Genomic DNA, 17,007 nt, shown 5'->3' with positions numbered 1-17,007 from the left:
CCCGGGGTCAATAGCCCGAAAGAGTCAGCCGTCGTAGCCGTTGGGGTTGTTCTTCTGCCAGTTCCAGTGATCGCGGCACATGGTGTCCATGTCGCGGTCCGCGGACCAGCCCAGCTCTGCAAGGGCGGAGGAGGGATCCGCGTAGGACACGGCGGCGTCGCCGGCTCGGCGGGGCGCGATCTCGTAGGCGATGTCGCGACCGGAAGCCTTCTGGAACGCTTCGCGAACCTCGAGCACGGAGTAACCGCGGCCGGTGCCCAGATTCCACACGTGCACGCCGGGATCCTGGCTGATGCGGTCCAGCGCCTTGAGGTGACCGTCGGCAAGGTCCACCACGTGGATGTAGTCGCGCACGCCGGTGCCGTCCGGAGTGGGGTAGTCATCGCCGAAGACCATGAGCTTCTCGCGGCGGCCCACGGCAACCTGCGCCACGAACGGCATCAGGTTGTTGGGAATTCCCGAGGGATCTTCACCGATCCGGCCGGATTCGTGCGCGCCCACCGGGTTGAAGTAGCGCAGCAGCGCTACGGCCCAGCGGTCGTCGGAGGCGGCGAGGTCTGCGAGCATGTCCTCGATGTGCTCCTTGGTGCGCCCGTAGGGGTTCTGGGCGTCCATGTTCTGCTTCTCGGTGAGCGGCATGGTCTCGGGCGCGCCGTACACGGTGGCCGAAGACGAGAACACAATGGAGCGGCAGTCGTTCTCGTCCATGGCCCACAACAGGTTCACGGTGCCGGACACGTTGTTCGTGTAGTACCACAGCGGCTTCTCGTTAGATTCACCCACGGCCTTGAGGCCCGCGAAGTGAATGACGGCCTCGGGTCGGTGACGGGAGAACACGTCGTCGAGCCCCGCGCGGTCCAGCAGGTCGACTTCTTCGAAGGCGGTGATCTCGCGGCCGGCCAGTTCCTGAACGCGTTCCAGCGACGTCTTGGACGAGTTGGAGAGGTTGTCCAACACCACCACGTCGTGGCCTGCCTCGAGCAGAGCCAGAACAGTGTGCGAGCCGATATAGCCGGTTCCACCGGTCACGAGAATCTTCATGGGCACCAGCTTAATCAGTTCAGGCTGATTCCTGGCTTGTTGCAGTACTGATCACCACTTGTGTGGACGGCGGTACCGATTGTCCCTCTTCGGTCAGCTCGTCCGTGGACTCCCACCCCGGCACGGGGGAGAAGCGAGTAGACGTCTGGTGGTCGCGATCCCACGTCTGCCCGTCGTAACTCACGCGCGTGATCCCCAGGCGTTCGGCATTGGCTACGGCCCAGTGCGCGGACGCCCAACCGGCCTCGGAATTTTCGGGGTCGACGACGGCGCTCTCACCGTCCGTACGCACCTCACCCAGCGTGTCGCCGTAGTCCCGCTTGAGACCGACCGTGGTCTCCTCCGCCCGTTGAGCCGGTGATGAGGCACCGTCAGAGGTGGACGTGGATTTCGCCACCGGATCCAGGATGCAGTTGAGCAGCGCAGGCTGCGCGCCGTGGAAGGCCTCCGTGAGGGCGGTGGAACTGCCCTCGTGCTTGGCGTAACCGTCAGGCACACCGGACTGCTGCACGGCCTGGGCCGCCTGGGTCACGGACATCGAGTGGTAGTCCACGTGCTCCAGGTGGTTGTAGAAGGCCACGGTGGCGTAATGGGGGTCCATGATTTCTTCGATGGTGCCCCAGCCTGGGACGGGCGCTGCTGAAAGAGGCCCACGGAATCCCGGTCGCCGTAGTCGATGTTGACCAGTTCGGATTCCTGCAGAGCAGTGGCCAAACCGATCACGGAGGCTCGGTCATCCATGCCGCGCGCGAGCGCTTCGGCGGAGACGATCGAGGCGTTGAGCGTCTGTTCCGGGGTGAACGTGTGTTTGTCACCGGCCGCGGAGACCACGGTGCACCGCGGGTCACCGACCGCGGGCTTCCCGGCAATCAGGTTGATCCCCACGTACAGGGCGCCGCGATCAAGGCGCAGATCAGCGCGATGATCAGTACGAATTTGAGCGCGGCATGGCGGCGACGACCGGACGAAGTGGCAGGCATGATTCCCCGGAGTAGACGGCTGAAGAGTTGAGTCTAACGCCGAGCCCGCGGCACCTCGGGGAGAGGTGCCGCGGGCTCGGCGGCTTCAGTGGGTGTTCCTAGTTGGCGTGCAGGGCGGGTTGAGCTCGATGGCTCCACCCTCGCGCGGCAGTGCCTCGACCGCACCCGTGGTCGAGTTACGACGGAACAGCAGGTTGGAGATCCCGGACAGCTCGGAGGCCTTGACCACACGCGATTCGGCACGGGCCTCAAGCAGGGTCACGCGGGTGCCGGCGGTGACATAGAGACCGGCCTCCACCACGCAGTCGTCACCCAGGGAGATGCCCACACCCGAGTTCGCGCCCAGGAGGCAGCGCTCACCCAGGGTGATGCGCTGCTTACCGCCACCGGACAGGTACCCATGATGGAGGCGCCGCCACCGACGTCCGTGTGGTCACCGACCACGACACCGGCGGAAATGCGGCCCTCGACCATCGCGGAACCCAGGGTGCCGGCGTTGAAGTTCACGAAGCCCTCGTGCATCACGGTGGTGCCCTCGCCCAAGTAAGCACCCAGCGCACGCGGTCCGCGTCGCCGATGCGCACACCGGTGGGGACCACGTAATCCACCATGCGGGGGAACTTGTCCACGCCGAACACGGTCACGTGGCCGCCGGCGCGCAGTCGCACGAGAGCGGTGGTCAGTTCCTCGGCGAGCACGGGTCCGCGGCTGGTCCAGCCACGTTGGCCAACTGACCGAACACGCCGTCCATGTTGAGGGTGTTGGGCTTGGCCAAGCGGTGGGACAGGACGTGCAGGCGAAGGTAGGCGTCGGCGGCGTCGGCGGGGGCGGCGTCGAGATCGATCACGGTGGTGACGATCTCGGAGCGCACGTTGCGATCGGGATCGGTGGTCGCGGCCACGCGCAGGTCCGCCTCGAAGGAGGTGTCAGCGTTGGGGCTCAGGGCGGGGGCGGGGTAGAACACGTCCAGGACGGTGCCGGCCTTGGGTCCGGAATCGACCACGGTGGCCAGGCCTACGCCGGATGCGGTGCGGGATGTTTCGGTGCTCTCGCTCGTTGAAGTCATGGGCACCATCCTAGGATGTCCATCACTGTGTGACGCGAAGGTGACTAGGCTGGCCCGCATGGACTCCAGCACCGCACCCATCGAACTCGACCTCACCATGGACCCGGCCGATCTCACCGCGGCACTCGTGGACGTGGAATCGGTTTCCGACCACGAGGGTCCCCTCGCGGATGCCGTGGAAACCGCGCTCCGCGCGCTGCCGCATCTCGAAGTGCACCGCGACGGTGACTCCATCGTGGCCCGCACGAACCTGGGCCGCGACGAGCGCGTGGTGCTGGCCGGGCACCTGGACACCGTGCCCCTGCCCACCGTGGAAGGCTCGCTGGGCACGGTACCGTCCGTGCGGCGTCGGGAATCCGGGCGGGACGTAATCTACGGACGAGGCACCACCGATATGAAGGGCGGGGTGGCGGTTCAGTTGGCACTGGCCCATGCGCTGACCGAGCCCAACCGGGACATCACGTTCGTGTTCTATGACCACGAAGAAGTGGCCAGTGACGCCAGCGGTCTGGGCCGACTGATGCGCAACAGCCCCGAGCTGCTCGAAGCGGACTTCGCTGTGTTGCTCGAACCGACCAACGGCACGGTGGAGGGCGGCTGCAACGGCACCATGCGATTCCGCATCACGACCACCGGCAAGGCCGCGCATTCGGGCCGCGCGTGGATCGGCGACAACGCGATCCACAAGCAGGCCGACGTGCTCGCGCGGCTGGCCGCATACGAACCAAGAACCATCACCGTGGAGGGCCTGGACTACCGCGAGGGTCTCAACGCGATCCGGATCGGCGGGGGAGTGGCCGGCAATGTCATTCCCGACAACTCCTGGGTGGACGTCAACTACCGCTTTGCCCCGGACAAGACCCTGCAGCAGGCGCAGGACCACGTGCGGGAGGTGTTCGAGGGCTACGAACTCGACTTCCAGGACCTCTCGCCCGCAGCGCGCCCCGGACTGGACCGGCCCGCCGCCGCGCAGTTCGTGGCCGCGGTAGGTCAGGAGCCGATGCCCAAGTACGGCTGGACGGACGTGGCCCGGTTCTCGGAAGCGGGGGTGCCGGCGGTGAACTTCGGCCCCGGCGACGCACTGCTGGCCCACACGGATGACGAGCACGTCTTCGACGACGCCGTGCGCGAGTGCTATCGGGCGCTCGCGGAGTGGCTGTCCTAGGTCATCCTCAGCGTGGGAATGGGTCCCGGAAGCTTTCGGCTTCCGGGACCCATTCGTTGGTTCTCGTTCGGTTCGACGGCGATGGCGACGTCGCTCGGGCGGCTCAGCCCGTTTCGTCACCGGCCGCGGCCTCGTGCAGCGGCCGTGTCTTACCGGAGGTGCGGTAACTGAGCAGACGCGAGAGTCTGCCCGCGATGAATGTGAGCAGCGAGTTGATGATCATGAACACCACGGCCGCCAGCAGCAGGGTCTGCAGAATGTTGCCGTCACCGGAACCCAAACGGCGCGCGGAGGCGAGCAGCTCGGGGTAGGTGATGATGTAACCCAGGGCGGTGTCCTTGAGGATCACCACGAACTGGGAAACCAGCGAGGGCAGCATGGCCGTCAGCGCCTGGGGCAACAGGATGCTGCGTAGCGCCTGGGACGGAGTGAGGCCCACGGCCAGCCCGGCTTCCCGCTGACCCTTGGGCAGCTGGTAGACACCCGAGCGCACGAGCTCCGCGATGACCGACCCGTTGTAGAGGATCAACGCGATGACCACGGCCCAGAACGGGGTGTTCGAAGGCTGCACCAGTCCGGTGCGTGCCAGGCCCAGGTAGAAGAAGATCATCATGACCAGCACGGGCACCGCGCGGAAGAACTCGACCACCACGGTGGACACGGCTCGCAGGATCCACAGGCTGGACAGTCGACCCAGGCCGAAGATCAGACCGAAAATCACGGAACCCACCACGGCCAACGCTGCCGCTTCGAGGGTGCTCAACAGGCCCGGGATCAGAAAGTTGCTCCACGTGCGTTCGGTGAACAGTGCGGTCCACTTGGCCGCTTCCAGCTGGCCCTGTTCATCCAGCTTCTGGACGACCAACCACACCAGGACGGCCACGACGAGCACGGCCACCACGTTGAGAACCATGGTGACTCGCTTGGCGCGAGGCCCTTGGACATCGAAAAGTACCGATGTGCTCATCGCTTCACCGCCAGTTTCTGCGACAGCCACGTGGTCAGCAGACCCACGGGAATCACGATGATCACGAAGCCCAGTGCCACCGTCAAGAACACCGCGATGATCACGTCCGGGCGGAACTCGATCATGGTTTTCATGAGCGCGGAGATCTCCGTGACGGAGGCGGCCGCGGCCACGGTGGTGTTCTTGGTCAGCGCGATCAGGGTGTTACCCAGCGGGGTGATGGCCCCGCGCAGGGCCTGCGGGAAGATGATCAGCCGGGCAGCGGGTAGGAAGCTCAGGCCGATGGCCCGGGCCGCTTCCGCCTGACCCACGGGAACCGTGTTCACACCGGAGCGGATGGCCTCACAGACGAACGCGGCGTGGTAGATGCTCAAGCCGATCACGGCGTAGATGAAAAAGTTTCGGTTGAAATCGTCGCTGAAACTGATGGTCAGCTGCGACCACACACCCAGCACCAGGAACACCAAGATGATGGTCAGCGGGGTGTTGCGGATCAGGGTCACATACCCGGCACCCACGGCGCGCATGGACGCCGCCGGGCTGATCCGCATGAGCGCCAGGACACTGCCCAGCACCATGGAGCCGAGCGCGGCCCAGAAGGTCAGTTGGATATTGACCCAGAAAGCACCCAGGACGTCGTACTGGGATAACAGTGAAGCAAAGTCACTGAAGTAATCGGACACGTTTTCCTCCCGTTGTACCCGGTGGGATTCGCAAGGAATCCCACCGGGTGCGGGTCAGTCAATCAATCAGGCGCAGGCATCGGGAGTGGGCGGGTTCAAGTCCTCGTTGTACTTGTAGTCCGCGCCCTCGGTGTTCTTGGTGACGGCCTCTTCCCAGGCGCCGTCGTCGATCATCTTGGTGATGGCGTCGTTGATGGCCTGGCACTGGTCGGAGTCCTTGGGGATACCCACGACGTACTTCTCTTCGGTGAAGGGGTTGCCCACCACCTTGAACTTGCCGGAGTTGGCGTCCGTGGCGGCCAAGCCAGCCAGGATGATGTCATCGGTGGTAACGGCGTCAACACCGCCGGAGCCCAGCATGGTCACGCAGTCCGCGTAGCCGCCCTGCTCCACGAGATTCACGGTGCCCGCGTACTCGTCCTTGATCTTCTGGGCGGAGGTGGAACCGGTGACGGAGCAGAGGTTCTTACCCTCGAGGTCCTCCGGGCCGTTGATGTCGTTGTTGTCCTGGCTGACCAACAGGTCCTGACCGGCCACGAAGTACGGCCCGGCGAAGCCACGGACTCCTTACGCTGATCGGTAATCGAGTAGGTCGCGAAGATCATGTCGACCTGGCCGTTGGAGAGCATGTTCTCGCGGTTGGCGGACGGGGATTCGACCCATTCGATCTGATCTTCTTCGTAACCGAGTTCCTTGGCGACGTACTTGGCTACGTCCACGTCGAAACCGGTGTATTCCTCGCCGTCCTTGAACCCCAGGCCGGGCTGGTCGTACTTGATGCCGATGCGGACGGAATCGCCGTCGCCGCCGGAGGACTCTCCGCCGCCGTCGTCATTGCCGCCGCACGCGGTGAGGGTCAGGGCAGTGGTTGCGGCCAGAGCCGCGAGGGTCATGGGTTTTCCGTACTTCACGGGGTGCTCCTTAGTGATGGGTGGAACTGCGCGGTGATCAGTGGTCCTGAGGCATCAGTGACCCAGAACCTTGCCGAGGAAGTCCTTGGCGCGGTCACTGCGCGGATTGGTGAAAAATTCTTCCGGGGTGTTCTCTTCGACAATGGCCCCGTCCGCCATGAACACCACGCGATCGGCCGCGCGGCGGGCGAAGCCCATCTCGTGGGTGACTACGACCATGGTCATCCCAGCCTTGGCCAGGGACACCATGGTGTCCAGAACCTCGTTGATCATCTCGGGGTCCAGCGCGGAGGTCGGCTCGTCGAAGAGCATGACCTTGGGGTCCATGGCGAGTGCGCGGGCGATGGCCACGCGCTGCTGCTGACCACCGGACAACTGAGCGGGCAGCTTGTGCGCCTGGTTTCCCACACCCACGCGATCCAACAGCTCCATGGCCCGTTGCTCGGCCTTCTTCTTGTTGGTGCCGCGCACGCGCATGGGGCCGAGCGTGACGTTCTGCAGCACGGACTTGTGAGCGAACAGATTGAAGGACTGGAACACCATGCCCACGTCCGCGCGCAGTTTTGCGAGCGCACGGCCCTCCTTGGGGAGTGCTTTGCCATCCACGGTGATTTCACCACTGTCGATGGTTTCCAGTCGGTTGATGGCTCGGCACAGGGTGGATTTACCGGAACCCGAAGGTCCGATGACCATGACCACTTCACCGGCAGCAACTTCCAGGTTGATGTCCTTGAGGACGTGAAGATCGCCAAAGTGCTTGTCCACGTGCGACAGCCGGACCAGGGGATCGCCGGTCCGGGTTCCGGTTTCTGCGCCGGTATCGGTGGAGGCGGAAGAGTGTGACATGCAAGTAAAAGTAGTGCACGGATTGACCAAATGTGGTCTACAACACAAGAGCAATTGTTAAAGTTAGGTTTCGTTTTGACTGCGGTGCTACACGCCTGTGCGTGTCCTAGGCACCCCGTAGCCTGGAACCATGAGCATTCCGTCCGATCCCACCCCAGATCAGGTTCCACCCGAGCGGTTCAAGGGCCCCGTGGTGCTGCGCCGTTCCGAAATGGCGCGCCGCACCTCTGACCAGCGGTTATTGGACCAGCGCCCGCATGCGCCCCAGGATTTCACGCGCACGGACCCGTGGCGGGTGCTGCGCATTCAAGCGGAATTCGTGGAGGGCTTCGACGCTTTAGCTACCCTGGGGCCGGCGGTGTCCGTGTTCGGTTCTGCTCGAACTCCGCAGGAGCACCCCGAGTACCAAACGGCTCGTGAGGTCGGTCAAGCTCTCGGCCGCGCCGGCTACGCAGTGGTCACCGGCGGTGGTCCGGGCGTGATGGAAGCGGCCAACCGGGGAGCGGTGGACGTGGGAGCCCAGTCGGTGGGTATCGGCATTGAACTACCCCACGAACAGCGGCTCAACGACTGGGTGGATCTGGGCATCAACTTCCGCTATTTCTTTGCCCGCAAGACCATGTTCGTGAAGTACACCCAGGGGTTCGTGGTGCTCCCGGGCGGGTTCGGCACCCTGGACGAACTTTTCGAGGCGCTCACGCTGGTGCAGACCGGTAAGGTCACTCGTTTCCCGGTCATCCTGATGGGCACGGCTTTCTGGTCCCCGCTGGTCACGTGGCTCGAACAGACGGTCGCGAGCGATCTCAAGATCTCTCCCGATGATCTCGACCTGTTCCACGTCACGGACAGCGTGGATCAGGCGGTGAACATTTTGGTTGAGGCGCACGCGGCGTCGAACGGCACCGGCGCATGAGCAGTTCCTCGGATTCGGCCCCCGTGGGCGGAACCTCGCCCCGTGTCGACACCGAGCCGACTCGCCCGCGCGCCGGCATTGCGGCCCAACTCCAGCGGGCCTGGGCCGTTACCCCGTGGTGGTTGGCTGTGCTGCTGGTCTACGGGCTGTCCCGCGCGTGGGGTTGGATCGTGTTCACGGTGGTGGGTCGCCAGCAAGGTCCCGGTCCCTGGGGGGACGGCGCCCTAAGCTATCTGCAGTTCGTGGATATCTGGGATTCGGACTGGTACCACCGGATTTTCTCGGAGGGCTATCCCGCTCAGATTCCCCGCGACGTGTTCGGTCACGCCGAGCAGAACCAGTGGGCCTTCTATCCCGTGCACCCCTTCCTGGTCCGCGGTATCGATGCGGTCACGGGTAGTGGCTGGGCCTTGACCGCGGCCACGGTCTCATTGCTCGCGGGATTCGGTGCGGCACTGGTGCTCTACAAGATTTTCGACGCCGTTCCAGCCCTACGCGGGTCCCGCTGGGCCAACGGCGTGGGCAAGGCTCCACTGTGGGCGGTTGCCGTGGTGGCCTTCAATCCCGTGGCGCCGGTGCTGCAGACGCCGTATTCAGAAGCACTGCACCTGTTGTTCCTGAGCCTGGCCATTCTGGCCGTCGTGCGAGATAGGGCGTTGTTGGCGGCGGTGTTTACCGTGATCATGGCGCTCACCAGGCCCACCGGCGTGGCCTTCGCCGCGGCCCTGGGTGTGTGGTGGCTGTGGCGCAGTGTGGTGAGCGTGCGTTGCGGTGAACGGACCTGGTATCAGTGCGCGGACCGTTGGCTCGTAGTGGCCTGATCGCTTGCACAGCGGCCCTGAGCTGGCCCGCCATCGCGTGGGCCGTCACGGGCGAATTCACCGCGTACACCGAGACGGAAACGGCCTGGCGTGCGGACAACCGGGTGATTCCCATCCTGCCGTGGGTGGACCGGGGCGTGAACCTGTTCGGACCGGTGGGGGTTGTGGCACCCGTGGTACTGGTCGTCGCGGTCGTCTTGATGCTCCGCTCACGCGTGGTGAAGGAATCCCTGCCGTTCTTCGTGCGGGTCTGGATCGCGGCGTACGGTGTCTACCTGCTGTTGGTCCTGCACCCGCAGTCCTCCACGTTCCGCTTGTTGCTCCCGTGGGCGCTGCTGGCCGGCCCGTTAGTGCACGTGTCCGAGTCCAAGGCGTATCGAACGCTGCTCATCATCACCGGGGCCATCCTGCAGCTCGTGTGGGTGGGGTGGTTGTGGCACTGGAAGCAGCTTCCCGGCGGCGGCGATTACCCGCCGTGATCACCCATGTCAGCGGCCCCGGGGGTGGGGCTGGTCACGGTATCCGGTGAGTGTTCGATAAGATGGAGGCCGTAGGTACACACGAAGAGGAGTTCATACATGGCGGCCATGAAGCCTAGAACCGGTGACGGACCGATGGAAGTCACCAAGGAGGGGCGCAGCCTCATCATGCGGGTCCCCCTGGAAGGTGGCGGGCGCCTGGTGGTGGAGCTGAAGGCCAACGAAGCCACGGAGCTTCGCGAGTGCCTCGCCAAGGTGACCGAGTAACGGTCGATTCTTCACCGCACGACAAACCTCGAGGGTCCACACACGCAACGTGTGTGGACCCTCGAGGTTTGTTCGGTCTCATAGGCCAGAAACGTGGTGCTGATTCGGAAGTGTCGGGGGTTTAGCGCGGTGTCGTCCGGCCCATCCGGCCCTGTTCCAAGGCCGTTCTTCGGCGCAGGTAGCGGTGCCGGTCAGCGCCGCACGGCCAACAGCACCCCGGTGCCCGTGGGAAGCAGGGTGCTTGCCAGGCGTTCTTCGCCGCGCAGGGTGCGTACCACGTCGCGCATGATCACGGTGTCCTCGTCCCGGTGGGCCGGCTGGGACACTCGGTCCTGGTGCAAGGCGTCATTGACGATCAACATGCCTCCGCGACGCAACAGGCGCGCGCCCTCGATCACGTACTCGGCGGTGTTGGCGAGATCAGCGTCCAGGAACACCATGTCGTAGGAATTCTCGGTCAGACGGGGCAGCACCAGTGAAGCGGCACCGGAGATGGTGCGGGTCCGCTTGGTCTCGAAACCGGCTTCCCGGAACGTGTCACGGGCGGCGCGCAGAGCGCGAATGTCCGTGTCAATCGTGGTCAACACGGAATTCGAGGGCATACCCCGCAGCAGCGACAGCCCGGAGACACCCGCACCGGTGCCGACCTCGACCACGGTCGCGGGACGGGATGACGCCGCGAGCACCGTGAGCAGCGCCGCCGTGGCGGGGGTGACCGGGTCCAGTCGAAGGGCGAGGGAGCGCTCGCGGGCACGGTACGCGGTTTCGTCGTCCGTGGCGTAAGCCTCGCAATAGGCCCAGCTGGTGGTCTTATCCGTACTCATGGACGTTAGTGTGCCCTTCGCTGCTTCCTTGTGGTCTCGTTCCGCGGCAGAACTTCCATTGCGGTGATGATGGTTCAGCTTATCGCGGTCCCCATGGCACGTGTGTACCCGGGCCGGTCAGCGCGCGGAGGGCACGGAATCCCACCCAAGGCGCCACAACCCGTTCCCAGGTCATCCCAGCCGGGAGATTTTCCCGCGACCACCCAGATCTCTGTCAGCTTCACGACACACAATGACAACGTCAATTCAACGATCCACCGTTCTTGATCCGGGAGGGGGAGACCGCACTGAGCACGCTGTACCAAAACGTCAGCCGAATGCGCCGCGTCCCCCATCGCCGCACCGTTCTTTTCGCCACCACGGTGGCCCTGTGCGTCACCGCGGCCCTGCTCGTGGGCGTCGGATGGACCGTGGGCAATAAATTGAACTCCACCGACGCGGAGAACACGCCGCCCGCAGCGGCGGCCTGGAACGGTAGCGGCGGCATGATCACGACCACCACGGAAACCGACGCACAATCTCTGCGCGCAGAAGGTTGGACCCTGCCCTCCCTGGCCTCGGAGGGCTATCAGGTCGAGTCCATGGTGCAGGGTGAGGTGGCCGGGCAACCCATGGTGGCCATTACGTTGGTCAACGATCACCACCGTGTGCAGGTCATCGAACAGCGCGGTGACGTGAACCCGAACAATCCAGTGGACGGTGCCACCGGCCTGCCGGTCAGCGCCGAGGGACTGCATGAATCCGCGGTGGAGGGCACTCAGCTATGGGTAGTCCGCTCCGAACCGTGGCGGGCCGTGATGTCCCGTGACGATGTCGTGTACACGGTGATGACTGACGCGTCTCCGTCCACGCTGTCGCGTACCCTTACCCTTGTAGCCGCGGAAGAACGAGGCCGCGTCACGCTGCCTGGTTCCGAACCGGACGGTTTCGGCACCACGGTGCTGGACGGGCTGCGGGAAATTGTTGGGTAAACGCGTCGTTCACGTGCGCGTCATACGGCGTTGGTAGGTTCAGTAAGTGTTCGGCATTTCTGGCGGAGAAGCCATCCTCATCCTGGTGGTGGCCCTGGTGGTCATCGGGCCTGAGCGGCTGCCCGAATACGCCGAGAAGCTCAAGGACCTCATCAAGTCCCTCAAGCGCTATGCGACCGGCGCCAAGGACGACCTCAAGGAAACGCTCGGCCCCGAATTCTCGGACGTGGACTGGCGCAAACTCGATCCTCGCCAGTACGACCCGCGCGTGATCGTCCGCGAAGCCTCATGGAGGACGACGAACCCCAGGCACCGGCATATCAGGCCGCTTCGGTCGCGGCCCCCACGGTCCGCAGGCTTGAACCCGGCGAGCGGGCTCCCTTCGACACGGAAGCACCTGAGTCAGCACAGAGTCGACTGTCACCAGCACCGAAAACGACCCGTGCCGCAACGTTGCGGGCCACGGGTCGTTTTGGGCCGATCGGTGCGGGGACATCACCCCCGCGGTGTGATGCCCAGACGTCTGCCGGCCAGGTTACGTCCCTGCTCATCGATAGCCTTGGCCACGGCCCACAGGTGCTGGGCGGCCGGGGAATCAGGGTTGGCCCACACAGCGGGTTCGCCGCGGTCGGCCCCCTCACGCACGGTCACGTCCAGCGGGATCTCACCGAGCAATGGCACGTCGTAGCCGAGGCGTTCGGTCAACGACGCCGCAATGGTCGCCCCGCCGCCGGCGCCGAAGACTTCCATGCGGGTTCCGTCCGGCATGACCATGGCCGACATGTTCTCGACCACGCCCGTGACCTTCTGATCGGTCTGCTGGGCCAGTGCACCGGAGCGCTCGGCCACGGTCACCGCCGCGTGCTGCGGGGTGGAGACCACCAGCACTCCGGAGTTGGGCAGTAGTTGACCCACGGAAATGGCGATGTCACCGGTGCCGGGGGGCAGGTCGAGCAACAAATGATCAAGGTCGCCGAAGTGCACGTCCGTGAGGAACTGCTCCACCGCACGGTGCAGCATGGGTCCGCGCCACGCAACGGGTTGCGAGGGGTCCACGAACATCCCGATCGAGATCACCTTGATCACGCCACGGTTGGCCCGGCGCTGGGAGGCGCCCGGAGCGGCGTCGTCATAGGGGGTCTTGAGGTCGGTGGGGACCTCGACCACCGGCGGCAGGATCATGTCGCCACGCGCGTGGGCGGCTGGGTGATGCCGAGCAGACCGGGGACCGAGAAGCCGTGGATGTCCGCGTCCACGATGCCCACGGTGCGGCCCATCGCGGCCAGTGCCGCGGCGATATTCACCGTCACGCTCGATTTGCCCACGCCACCCTTGCCACTGGTCACGGCGTGAACGCGCGTGAGATTGTGGGGATCGGCGAACGGGTTGGACTTGCGGTGCCCGAGCTTCTCCTGGAGTTCCTCGCGCTGGGCCGGGGTCATGACGCCCACCTCCACGGACACGTCCGTGACGCCATCGACGGCGCTCAGGGCCTCGGTCACGTCCGTCTCGATCGTGCCGCGCATGGGGCACCCCGAGACGGTCAGGAGGATGGTCACCCGTGCCGTGTTGCCGTCCAACTGGGCGGACTGAACCATGCCCAGTTCGGTGATGGGCCGGCGCAGCTCGGGGTCGATGACCTTGTCGAGCGCGGTGCGCAGCTGGGGGTCGAGTGCGTGTGGATCGTTGGGGGAGTCGGTCATGAATCCTTACCGTCCGCAGCCCGGGGAACCACGGGGAGGGCCGTGGTGGCAGGCTGATTCTTTTTCTTCTTCTTTCCCTGACCGGGTTCCTTCTTGGACGCTTGTCCGCGTCCGCCGTATCGGGTTGGTTGTTCTCCTGTGCTTCCAGGATCTCTTCGAGCAGCGTACGCAGTTCTGAGCGCACGTAGTCGCGGGTGGCCACCTCTCGCAGCGCAATGCGCAGTGAGGCGATTTCCCGGGTCAGGTACTCGGTGTCTGCGAGGTTCTGCTGGCCGCGCTTGCGGTCCTCCTCGGCGACCACGCGGTCACGGTCGTCCTGGCGGTTCTGTGCCAACAGCAACAGGGGTGCTGCGTAGGAGGCCTGGAGGGACAGCATCAGCGTCAACAGGGTGTAGTTGAGCGCACGCGGGTCGAACTGCATGCTCTCGGGAGCCAGCGTGTTCCAGCCCAGCCATACGAACACGAAGATGGACATCCACAGCAGGAACTGAGGGGTGCCCATCCAGCGGGCGAAGGTTTCGGTCAGCTGACCGAAGGAATCCGGGTTGGGGCGGAACCGCTGGAAGAAATTGGGGCGGTACTCACGAGGCTGATCCAGCGGTACCGGGGTGTACTGGGAGGACTGGTTGCGTTTGGGTTCACTCATACCGCTTACCCACCTTCCGGATCGGGGTGCCGTCGTCATAGGTGCGCCAGTCATCGGGCAGCAGCGCGTCGAGCACGTCATCAATGGTCACAGCGCCCACCAGTCGGTCCGCGTCGTTGACGATCGGCAGGATGGTGAGGTCGTAGGAGGCCAGTTCTCGAGCGACTTCCTCCAACGAGGCCATGTCGGACACGGGTTCGATGGAGCGGTCGATCAGGTTGCCGATGGCCTCGGGCGGGGGGTAGCGCAAGAGCCGCTGGGTGTGCACGAAGCCCAGGTACTTACCCGTGGGGGTTTCCAGGGGCGGCCGGCACACGAGCACCGCCGAGGCTGCAGCGGGAATGATTTCTTCTTGGCGGATGTGGGCGAGCGCTTCCGCGACGGTGGCTTCGGGAGGCAGCACGATGGGCACCGGGGTCATGAGTGAACCGGCTGTGCCCTCTTCGTAGGTTCGCAGACGGCGCACGTCCTCGGCGTCCTCCGGTTCCATCATGGTGATGAACTTCTCGGCGTCCTCGGGGGGCAACTCGTTGAGGAGGTCGGCGGCGTCGTCCGGGTCCATTTCCTCGAGGAGGGCGACGGCGCGTTCGTTGCCCAGGTGGGTCAGGATGAAGACCTGGTGCTCCTCGGGAAGCTCCTCGAGCACGTCCGCGAGCCGTTCGTCCTGCAGTTCGGCAGCGATCTCGAGCATGCGCTTCTCGGGCATGCCGCGTAGTTCGTCCGCGATGTCCGCTGCCTGGTCCTCTTCGTGCTGGGAGATCCACTGCGTGGCCGGTTGATGGCCGGCGTTGGAGGGATCGTCCGTGTCCTCCCAGTCCACGACCAGGGTTTCACCGCGACGCCGGATCAGGCCTCCCGCGCTGCCGGAGCGGCGCACGAACAGCTGAGTGATGAGCCAGTCGCCGCGGTTGCCGACCTGCTGCATGGCCATGTCTTCGATGGTTGCGGTTCCGGAACCGTCCAACAGCACCACGGTGCGGTCGAAGAGTTCGCCAATGGCCAGTGTTTCCGCGCCGCGCTGCTCGAAGCGGCGCAGGTTGACCAGACCGGTGCAGATGATCTGTTCCGCATCGATGCTGGTCACACGCGTCATGGGCACGAACACGCGTTTCTTGCCGAGCACCTCGACCACCAAGCCCACCACGATGGGGCGCGCCATGGACTGACCACGACCCCCGGGGCGCAGCAGCACCACGAGGTCACGTAATCGGCCCAGCCGGTCACCCAGCGGGTCGAACACGTCCAGGCCGATCAACCGGGCCACGAAAATTTTGGAGAGGTTTGTGCTCACCGTCCCAGCCTAGTGAACGGGAACGATTGAGCAGCATTCGTGCCCGTGAGATTCCGATGACGAGTCGCCGATGTTCACCGGTCGCGATGATCCAGCGGTTTCCCTGCTGCCTACCGAGAAACTACGCGAGAATGGGACGCATGAGTTATTCGTCCAGGGGCCCATGACACTGTCCACGACCGCGGAGATTCCACGCGGTGAAGCCATCGGTCGCTACACGACCTACGCAGACGCGCAGAAGGCCGTGGACTACCTGGCCGACCAGCAGTTCGAGGTCGCCAAGATCTCCATCATCGGCAGCGATCTGAAGTCCGTGGAGCAGGTGACCGGTCGTTTGTCCTATCCCAAGGTGGCGCTCCAGGCGCGCTCAACGGTGTGGTGTTCGGCGCGTTCTTCGGTCTGCTCATGTCGCTGCTGGGTGGCATGGACCTGGCACAGGCGCTGTTGCTGCCCATCATCATGGGTGGTGCCTTCTGGATGTTGCTCGCGACCATCACCTACGCGATGCAGCGTGGCAAGCGTGACTTCACCTCGACCAACCGCATCGTGGCGGGCAGCTACGAAGTGATCGCCGCTCCGGAGGTCGCCGGTGAAGCCCGCAACGTTCTGGGCGTCTCAACCTGCGCCAGGCACCGGGCTCCCGTCCCCAGCAGGGTGGCTGGAACCAGCCCCCGCAGGGGCCTAACGGCCAGCGTGGCCAGTGGGGTCCGCCGCAGGGGCAGTGGGGTCCCCAAGGACTGAATGGTCCCCAGGGATACAACGGACCACAGGGGCAGAACTGGCCCCAGGGTCGACCTGGCTCGCAAGGCCCCAACGGTCCCCAGGGTTACTCCGGGCCGTACGGTGGCCAGCCGGGACCGCACCAGCCCGGCCCTCAGCAGGGGCAGCAGGGTTGGAACGGTGGGTCGGGCCAACAGGGTGGCGCGCCGCAGCAGGGCCATCAGAACGGTCCGGCACCCCAGGGTCAGCAAGGACAGCCCGCCTACGGCCAACGTGTGCAGGGTCAACCGCAGCAGCAGCCGGATTCCAACCGTTCCGCCAAGTTCCCTGACCTCCCGGACGGCCGTCCGCAGTACGGTATCCGCTTGGAGCCGGAAGCACCCGTCCAGCCCCAGTCTCAGCCTGCGCAGCAGCCCCAGGGCACTCTGCAGTCCCAAAGCACCCCGCAGTCCCAAGGTGCGCCGCAATCACAGGGTGCTCAGCCATCTCAGGGGGCAGGCCAGGGCCGGCCCCAGCAGCATCACGGGTCGTCCGCGGCCAATGCGCCGTGGTCCAAGGACCAGCCCGAATCCCAGGACTCCGCTGATTCGGAACGGAAGCCTGATCAGCAGTAGCTCGCGCAGCACCCGGGACCGAGTGCTGAGCACCGGGCCATCAAGCAGGACATAGAAACGGCGGTGGGACGCTCCCGAAGGAGCGTCCCACCGCCGTTT

General features: G+C 65.0%; 16 protein-coding genes and 6 pseudogenes. 8 read left to right on the top strand and 14 right to left on the bottom strand.

Annotated elements, in window-relative coordinates; genetic code table 11:
- Nucleotides 1-24: 24 nt before the first annotated feature.
- The 4 genes and pseudogenes from galE to dapD form a co-directional block, all read right to left on the bottom strand.
- A complete protein-coding gene (gene galE / locus YO9_RS0111330; protein ID WP_016997566.1) occupies nucleotides 25-1,041 on the bottom strand; it encodes a UDP-glucose 4-epimerase GalE in 1,017 nt (338 codons plus the stop codon).
- A 19-nt stretch (nucleotides 1,042-1,060) separates the two neighbouring features.
- Entirely contained in the window at nucleotides 1,061-1,642 is a 582-nt protein-coding gene (locus YO9_RS18260; protein WP_223286456.1) for a hypothetical protein, read from the bottom strand.
- Nucleotides 1,570-1,926 carry a hypothetical protein gene (locus YO9_RS18255; protein WP_223286455.1) on the bottom strand — a complete coding sequence of 119 codons (357 nt, stop codon included), beginning with the start codon at nucleotides 1,924-1,926 and terminating at the stop codon, nucleotides 1,570-1,572. The genes YO9_RS18260 and YO9_RS18255 overlap by 73 nt, the downstream gene beginning before the upstream one ends.
- Before the next feature lie 193 nt (nucleotides 1,927-2,119).
- A pseudogene (gene dapD / locus YO9_RS0111320) lies at nucleotides 2,120-3,087 on the bottom strand (2,3,4,5-tetrahydropyridine-2,6-dicarboxylate N-succinyltransferase).
- A gap of 58 nt (nucleotides 3,088-3,145) precedes the next feature.
- On the opposite strand from dapD, the gene dapE reads away from it, so the two are divergent.
- The gene (dapE, locus tag YO9_RS0111315; RefSeq protein WP_016997563.1) at nucleotides 3,146-4,252 is read left to right on the top strand and encodes a succinyl-diaminopimelate desuccinylase; all 1,107 of its coding nucleotides are present in this window, start codon (nucleotides 3,146-3,148) and stop codon (nucleotides 4,250-4,252) included.
- 103 nt (nucleotides 4,253-4,355) lie between these two features.
- Here the strand turns inward: dapE and YO9_RS0111310 are convergent, their stop codons facing one another.
- The 4 genes and pseudogenes from YO9_RS0111310 to YO9_RS0111295 form a co-directional block, all read right to left on the bottom strand.
- Nucleotides 4,356-5,219 carry an amino acid ABC transporter permease gene (locus tag YO9_RS0111310; protein WP_031273163.1) on the bottom strand — a complete coding sequence of 288 codons (864 nt, stop codon included), beginning with the start codon at nucleotides 5,217-5,219 and terminating at the stop codon, nucleotides 4,356-4,358.
- Nucleotides 5,216-5,902 carry an amino acid ABC transporter permease gene (locus tag YO9_RS0111305; protein WP_016997561.1) on the bottom strand — a complete coding sequence of 229 codons (687 nt, stop codon included), beginning with the start codon at nucleotides 5,900-5,902 and terminating at the stop codon, nucleotides 5,216-5,218. Before YO9_RS0111305 ends, YO9_RS0111310 begins: the two co-directional genes overlap by 4 nt.
- Nucleotides 5,903-5,968: 66 nt before the next feature.
- Nucleotides 5,969-6,795: pseudogene (locus YO9_RS0111300) on the bottom strand (glutamate ABC transporter substrate-binding protein).
- Nucleotides 6,796-6,867: 72 nt separating this feature from the next.
- Complete coding sequence (locus tag YO9_RS0111295; protein ID WP_016997559.1) at nucleotides 6,868-7,659, bottom strand: amino acid ABC transporter ATP-binding protein; 792 nt, start codon at nucleotides 7,657-7,659, stop codon at nucleotides 6,868-6,870.
- Between the two features lie 130 nt (nucleotides 7,660-7,789).
- Between YO9_RS0111295 and YO9_RS0111290 the strand changes: the two genes are divergently transcribed.
- The 4 genes from YO9_RS0111290 to YO9_RS18240 all read left to right on the top strand — a co-directional run bounded on the left by YO9_RS0111290 (nucleotide 7,790) and on the right by YO9_RS18240 (nucleotide 10,139).
- A complete protein-coding gene (locus YO9_RS0111290; RefSeq protein WP_016997558.1) occupies nucleotides 7,790-8,572 on the top strand; it encodes an LOG family protein in 783 nt (260 codons plus the stop codon).
- Nucleotides 8,569-9,393, top strand: coding sequence for a hypothetical protein (locus tag YO9_RS18250; RefSeq protein ID WP_223286454.1), 825 nt, complete (start codon nucleotides 8,569-8,571; stop codon nucleotides 9,391-9,393). Before YO9_RS0111290 ends, YO9_RS18250 begins: the two co-directional genes overlap by 4 nt.
- A complete protein-coding gene (locus tag YO9_RS18245; protein WP_223286453.1) occupies nucleotides 9,363-9,872 on the top strand; it encodes a hypothetical protein in 510 nt (169 codons plus the stop codon). Before YO9_RS18250 ends, YO9_RS18245 begins: the two co-directional genes overlap by 31 nt.
- Nucleotides 9,873-9,971: 99 nt before the next feature.
- On the top strand, nucleotides 9,972-10,139 hold the full coding sequence (locus YO9_RS18240; RefSeq protein ID WP_016997557.1) for a DUF3117 domain-containing protein: 168 nt from the start codon (nucleotides 9,972-9,974) through the stop codon (nucleotides 10,137-10,139).
- A gap of 191 nt (nucleotides 10,140-10,330) precedes the next feature.
- Here YO9_RS18240 and YO9_RS0111275 read toward each other — a convergent pair whose 3' ends face one another.
- Complete coding sequence (locus YO9_RS0111275) at nucleotides 10,331-10,963, bottom strand: O-methyltransferase (RefSeq protein WP_016997556.1); 633 nt, start codon at nucleotides 10,961-10,963, stop codon at nucleotides 10,331-10,333.
- A gap of 263 nt (nucleotides 10,964-11,226) precedes the next feature.
- Here YO9_RS0111275 and YO9_RS0111270 point away from each other — a divergent pair, with 263 nt between their 5' ends.
- Nucleotides 11,227-11,934 (top strand): hypothetical protein, encoded by a 708-nt coding sequence (locus YO9_RS0111270; RefSeq protein WP_016997555.1) that lies wholly within the window; start codon nucleotides 11,227-11,229, stop codon nucleotides 11,932-11,934.
- Between the two features lie 46 nt (nucleotides 11,935-11,980).
- Nucleotides 11,981-12,067: pseudogene (locus YO9_RS21675) on the top strand (twin-arginine translocase TatA/TatE family subunit); the annotation flags it as partial.
- A 362-nt stretch (nucleotides 12,068-12,429) separates the two neighbouring features.
- On the opposite strand, the pseudogene YO9_RS0111265 reads toward YO9_RS21675, so the two are convergent.
- From YO9_RS0111265 to YO9_RS0111260, 3 genes and pseudogenes are all read right to left on the bottom strand, one after another.
- Nucleotides 12,430-13,637, bottom strand: a pseudogene (locus YO9_RS0111265) (P-loop NTPase).
- 247 nt (nucleotides 13,638-13,884) lie between these two features.
- Nucleotides 13,885-14,112: pseudogene (locus YO9_RS18230) on the bottom strand (DUF1003 domain-containing protein); the annotation flags it as partial.
- A 163-nt stretch (nucleotides 14,113-14,275) separates the two neighbouring features.
- The gene (locus tag YO9_RS0111260; protein WP_031273161.1) at nucleotides 14,276-15,574 is read right to left on the bottom strand and encodes a magnesium transporter MgtE N-terminal domain-containing protein; all 1,299 of its coding nucleotides are present in this window, start codon (nucleotides 15,572-15,574) and stop codon (nucleotides 14,276-14,278) included.
- A gap of 70 nt (nucleotides 15,575-15,644) precedes the next feature.
- Here YO9_RS0111260 and YO9_RS20915 point away from each other — a divergent pair.
- Nucleotides 15,645-15,878 (top strand): annotated as a pseudogene (locus tag YO9_RS20915) (general stress protein); the annotation flags it as partial.
- A 253-nt stretch (nucleotides 15,879-16,131) separates the two neighbouring features.
- Here the strand turns inward: YO9_RS20915 and YO9_RS20910 are convergent.
- Nucleotides 16,132-16,731 (bottom strand): hypothetical protein, encoded by a 600-nt coding sequence (locus YO9_RS20910; RefSeq protein ID WP_317259819.1) that lies wholly within the window; start codon nucleotides 16,729-16,731, stop codon nucleotides 16,132-16,134.
- Nucleotides 16,732-16,761: 30 nt separating this feature from the next.
- The coding region (locus YO9_RS20905; RefSeq protein ID WP_317259818.1) for a hypothetical protein at nucleotides 16,762-17,007 on the bottom strand (246 nt) is incomplete at its 5' end.

Origin of the sequence: Kocuria atrinae C3-8 (assembly GCF_000286355.1) — a bacterium.
Taxonomy (GTDB): Bacteria; Actinomycetota; Actinomycetes; order Actinomycetales; family Micrococcaceae; genus Kocuria; species Kocuria atrinae_A.
The sequence above is the reverse complement of the archived record's forward strand: the minus strand, read 5'-3'. Positions and strand labels throughout refer to the sequence as shown.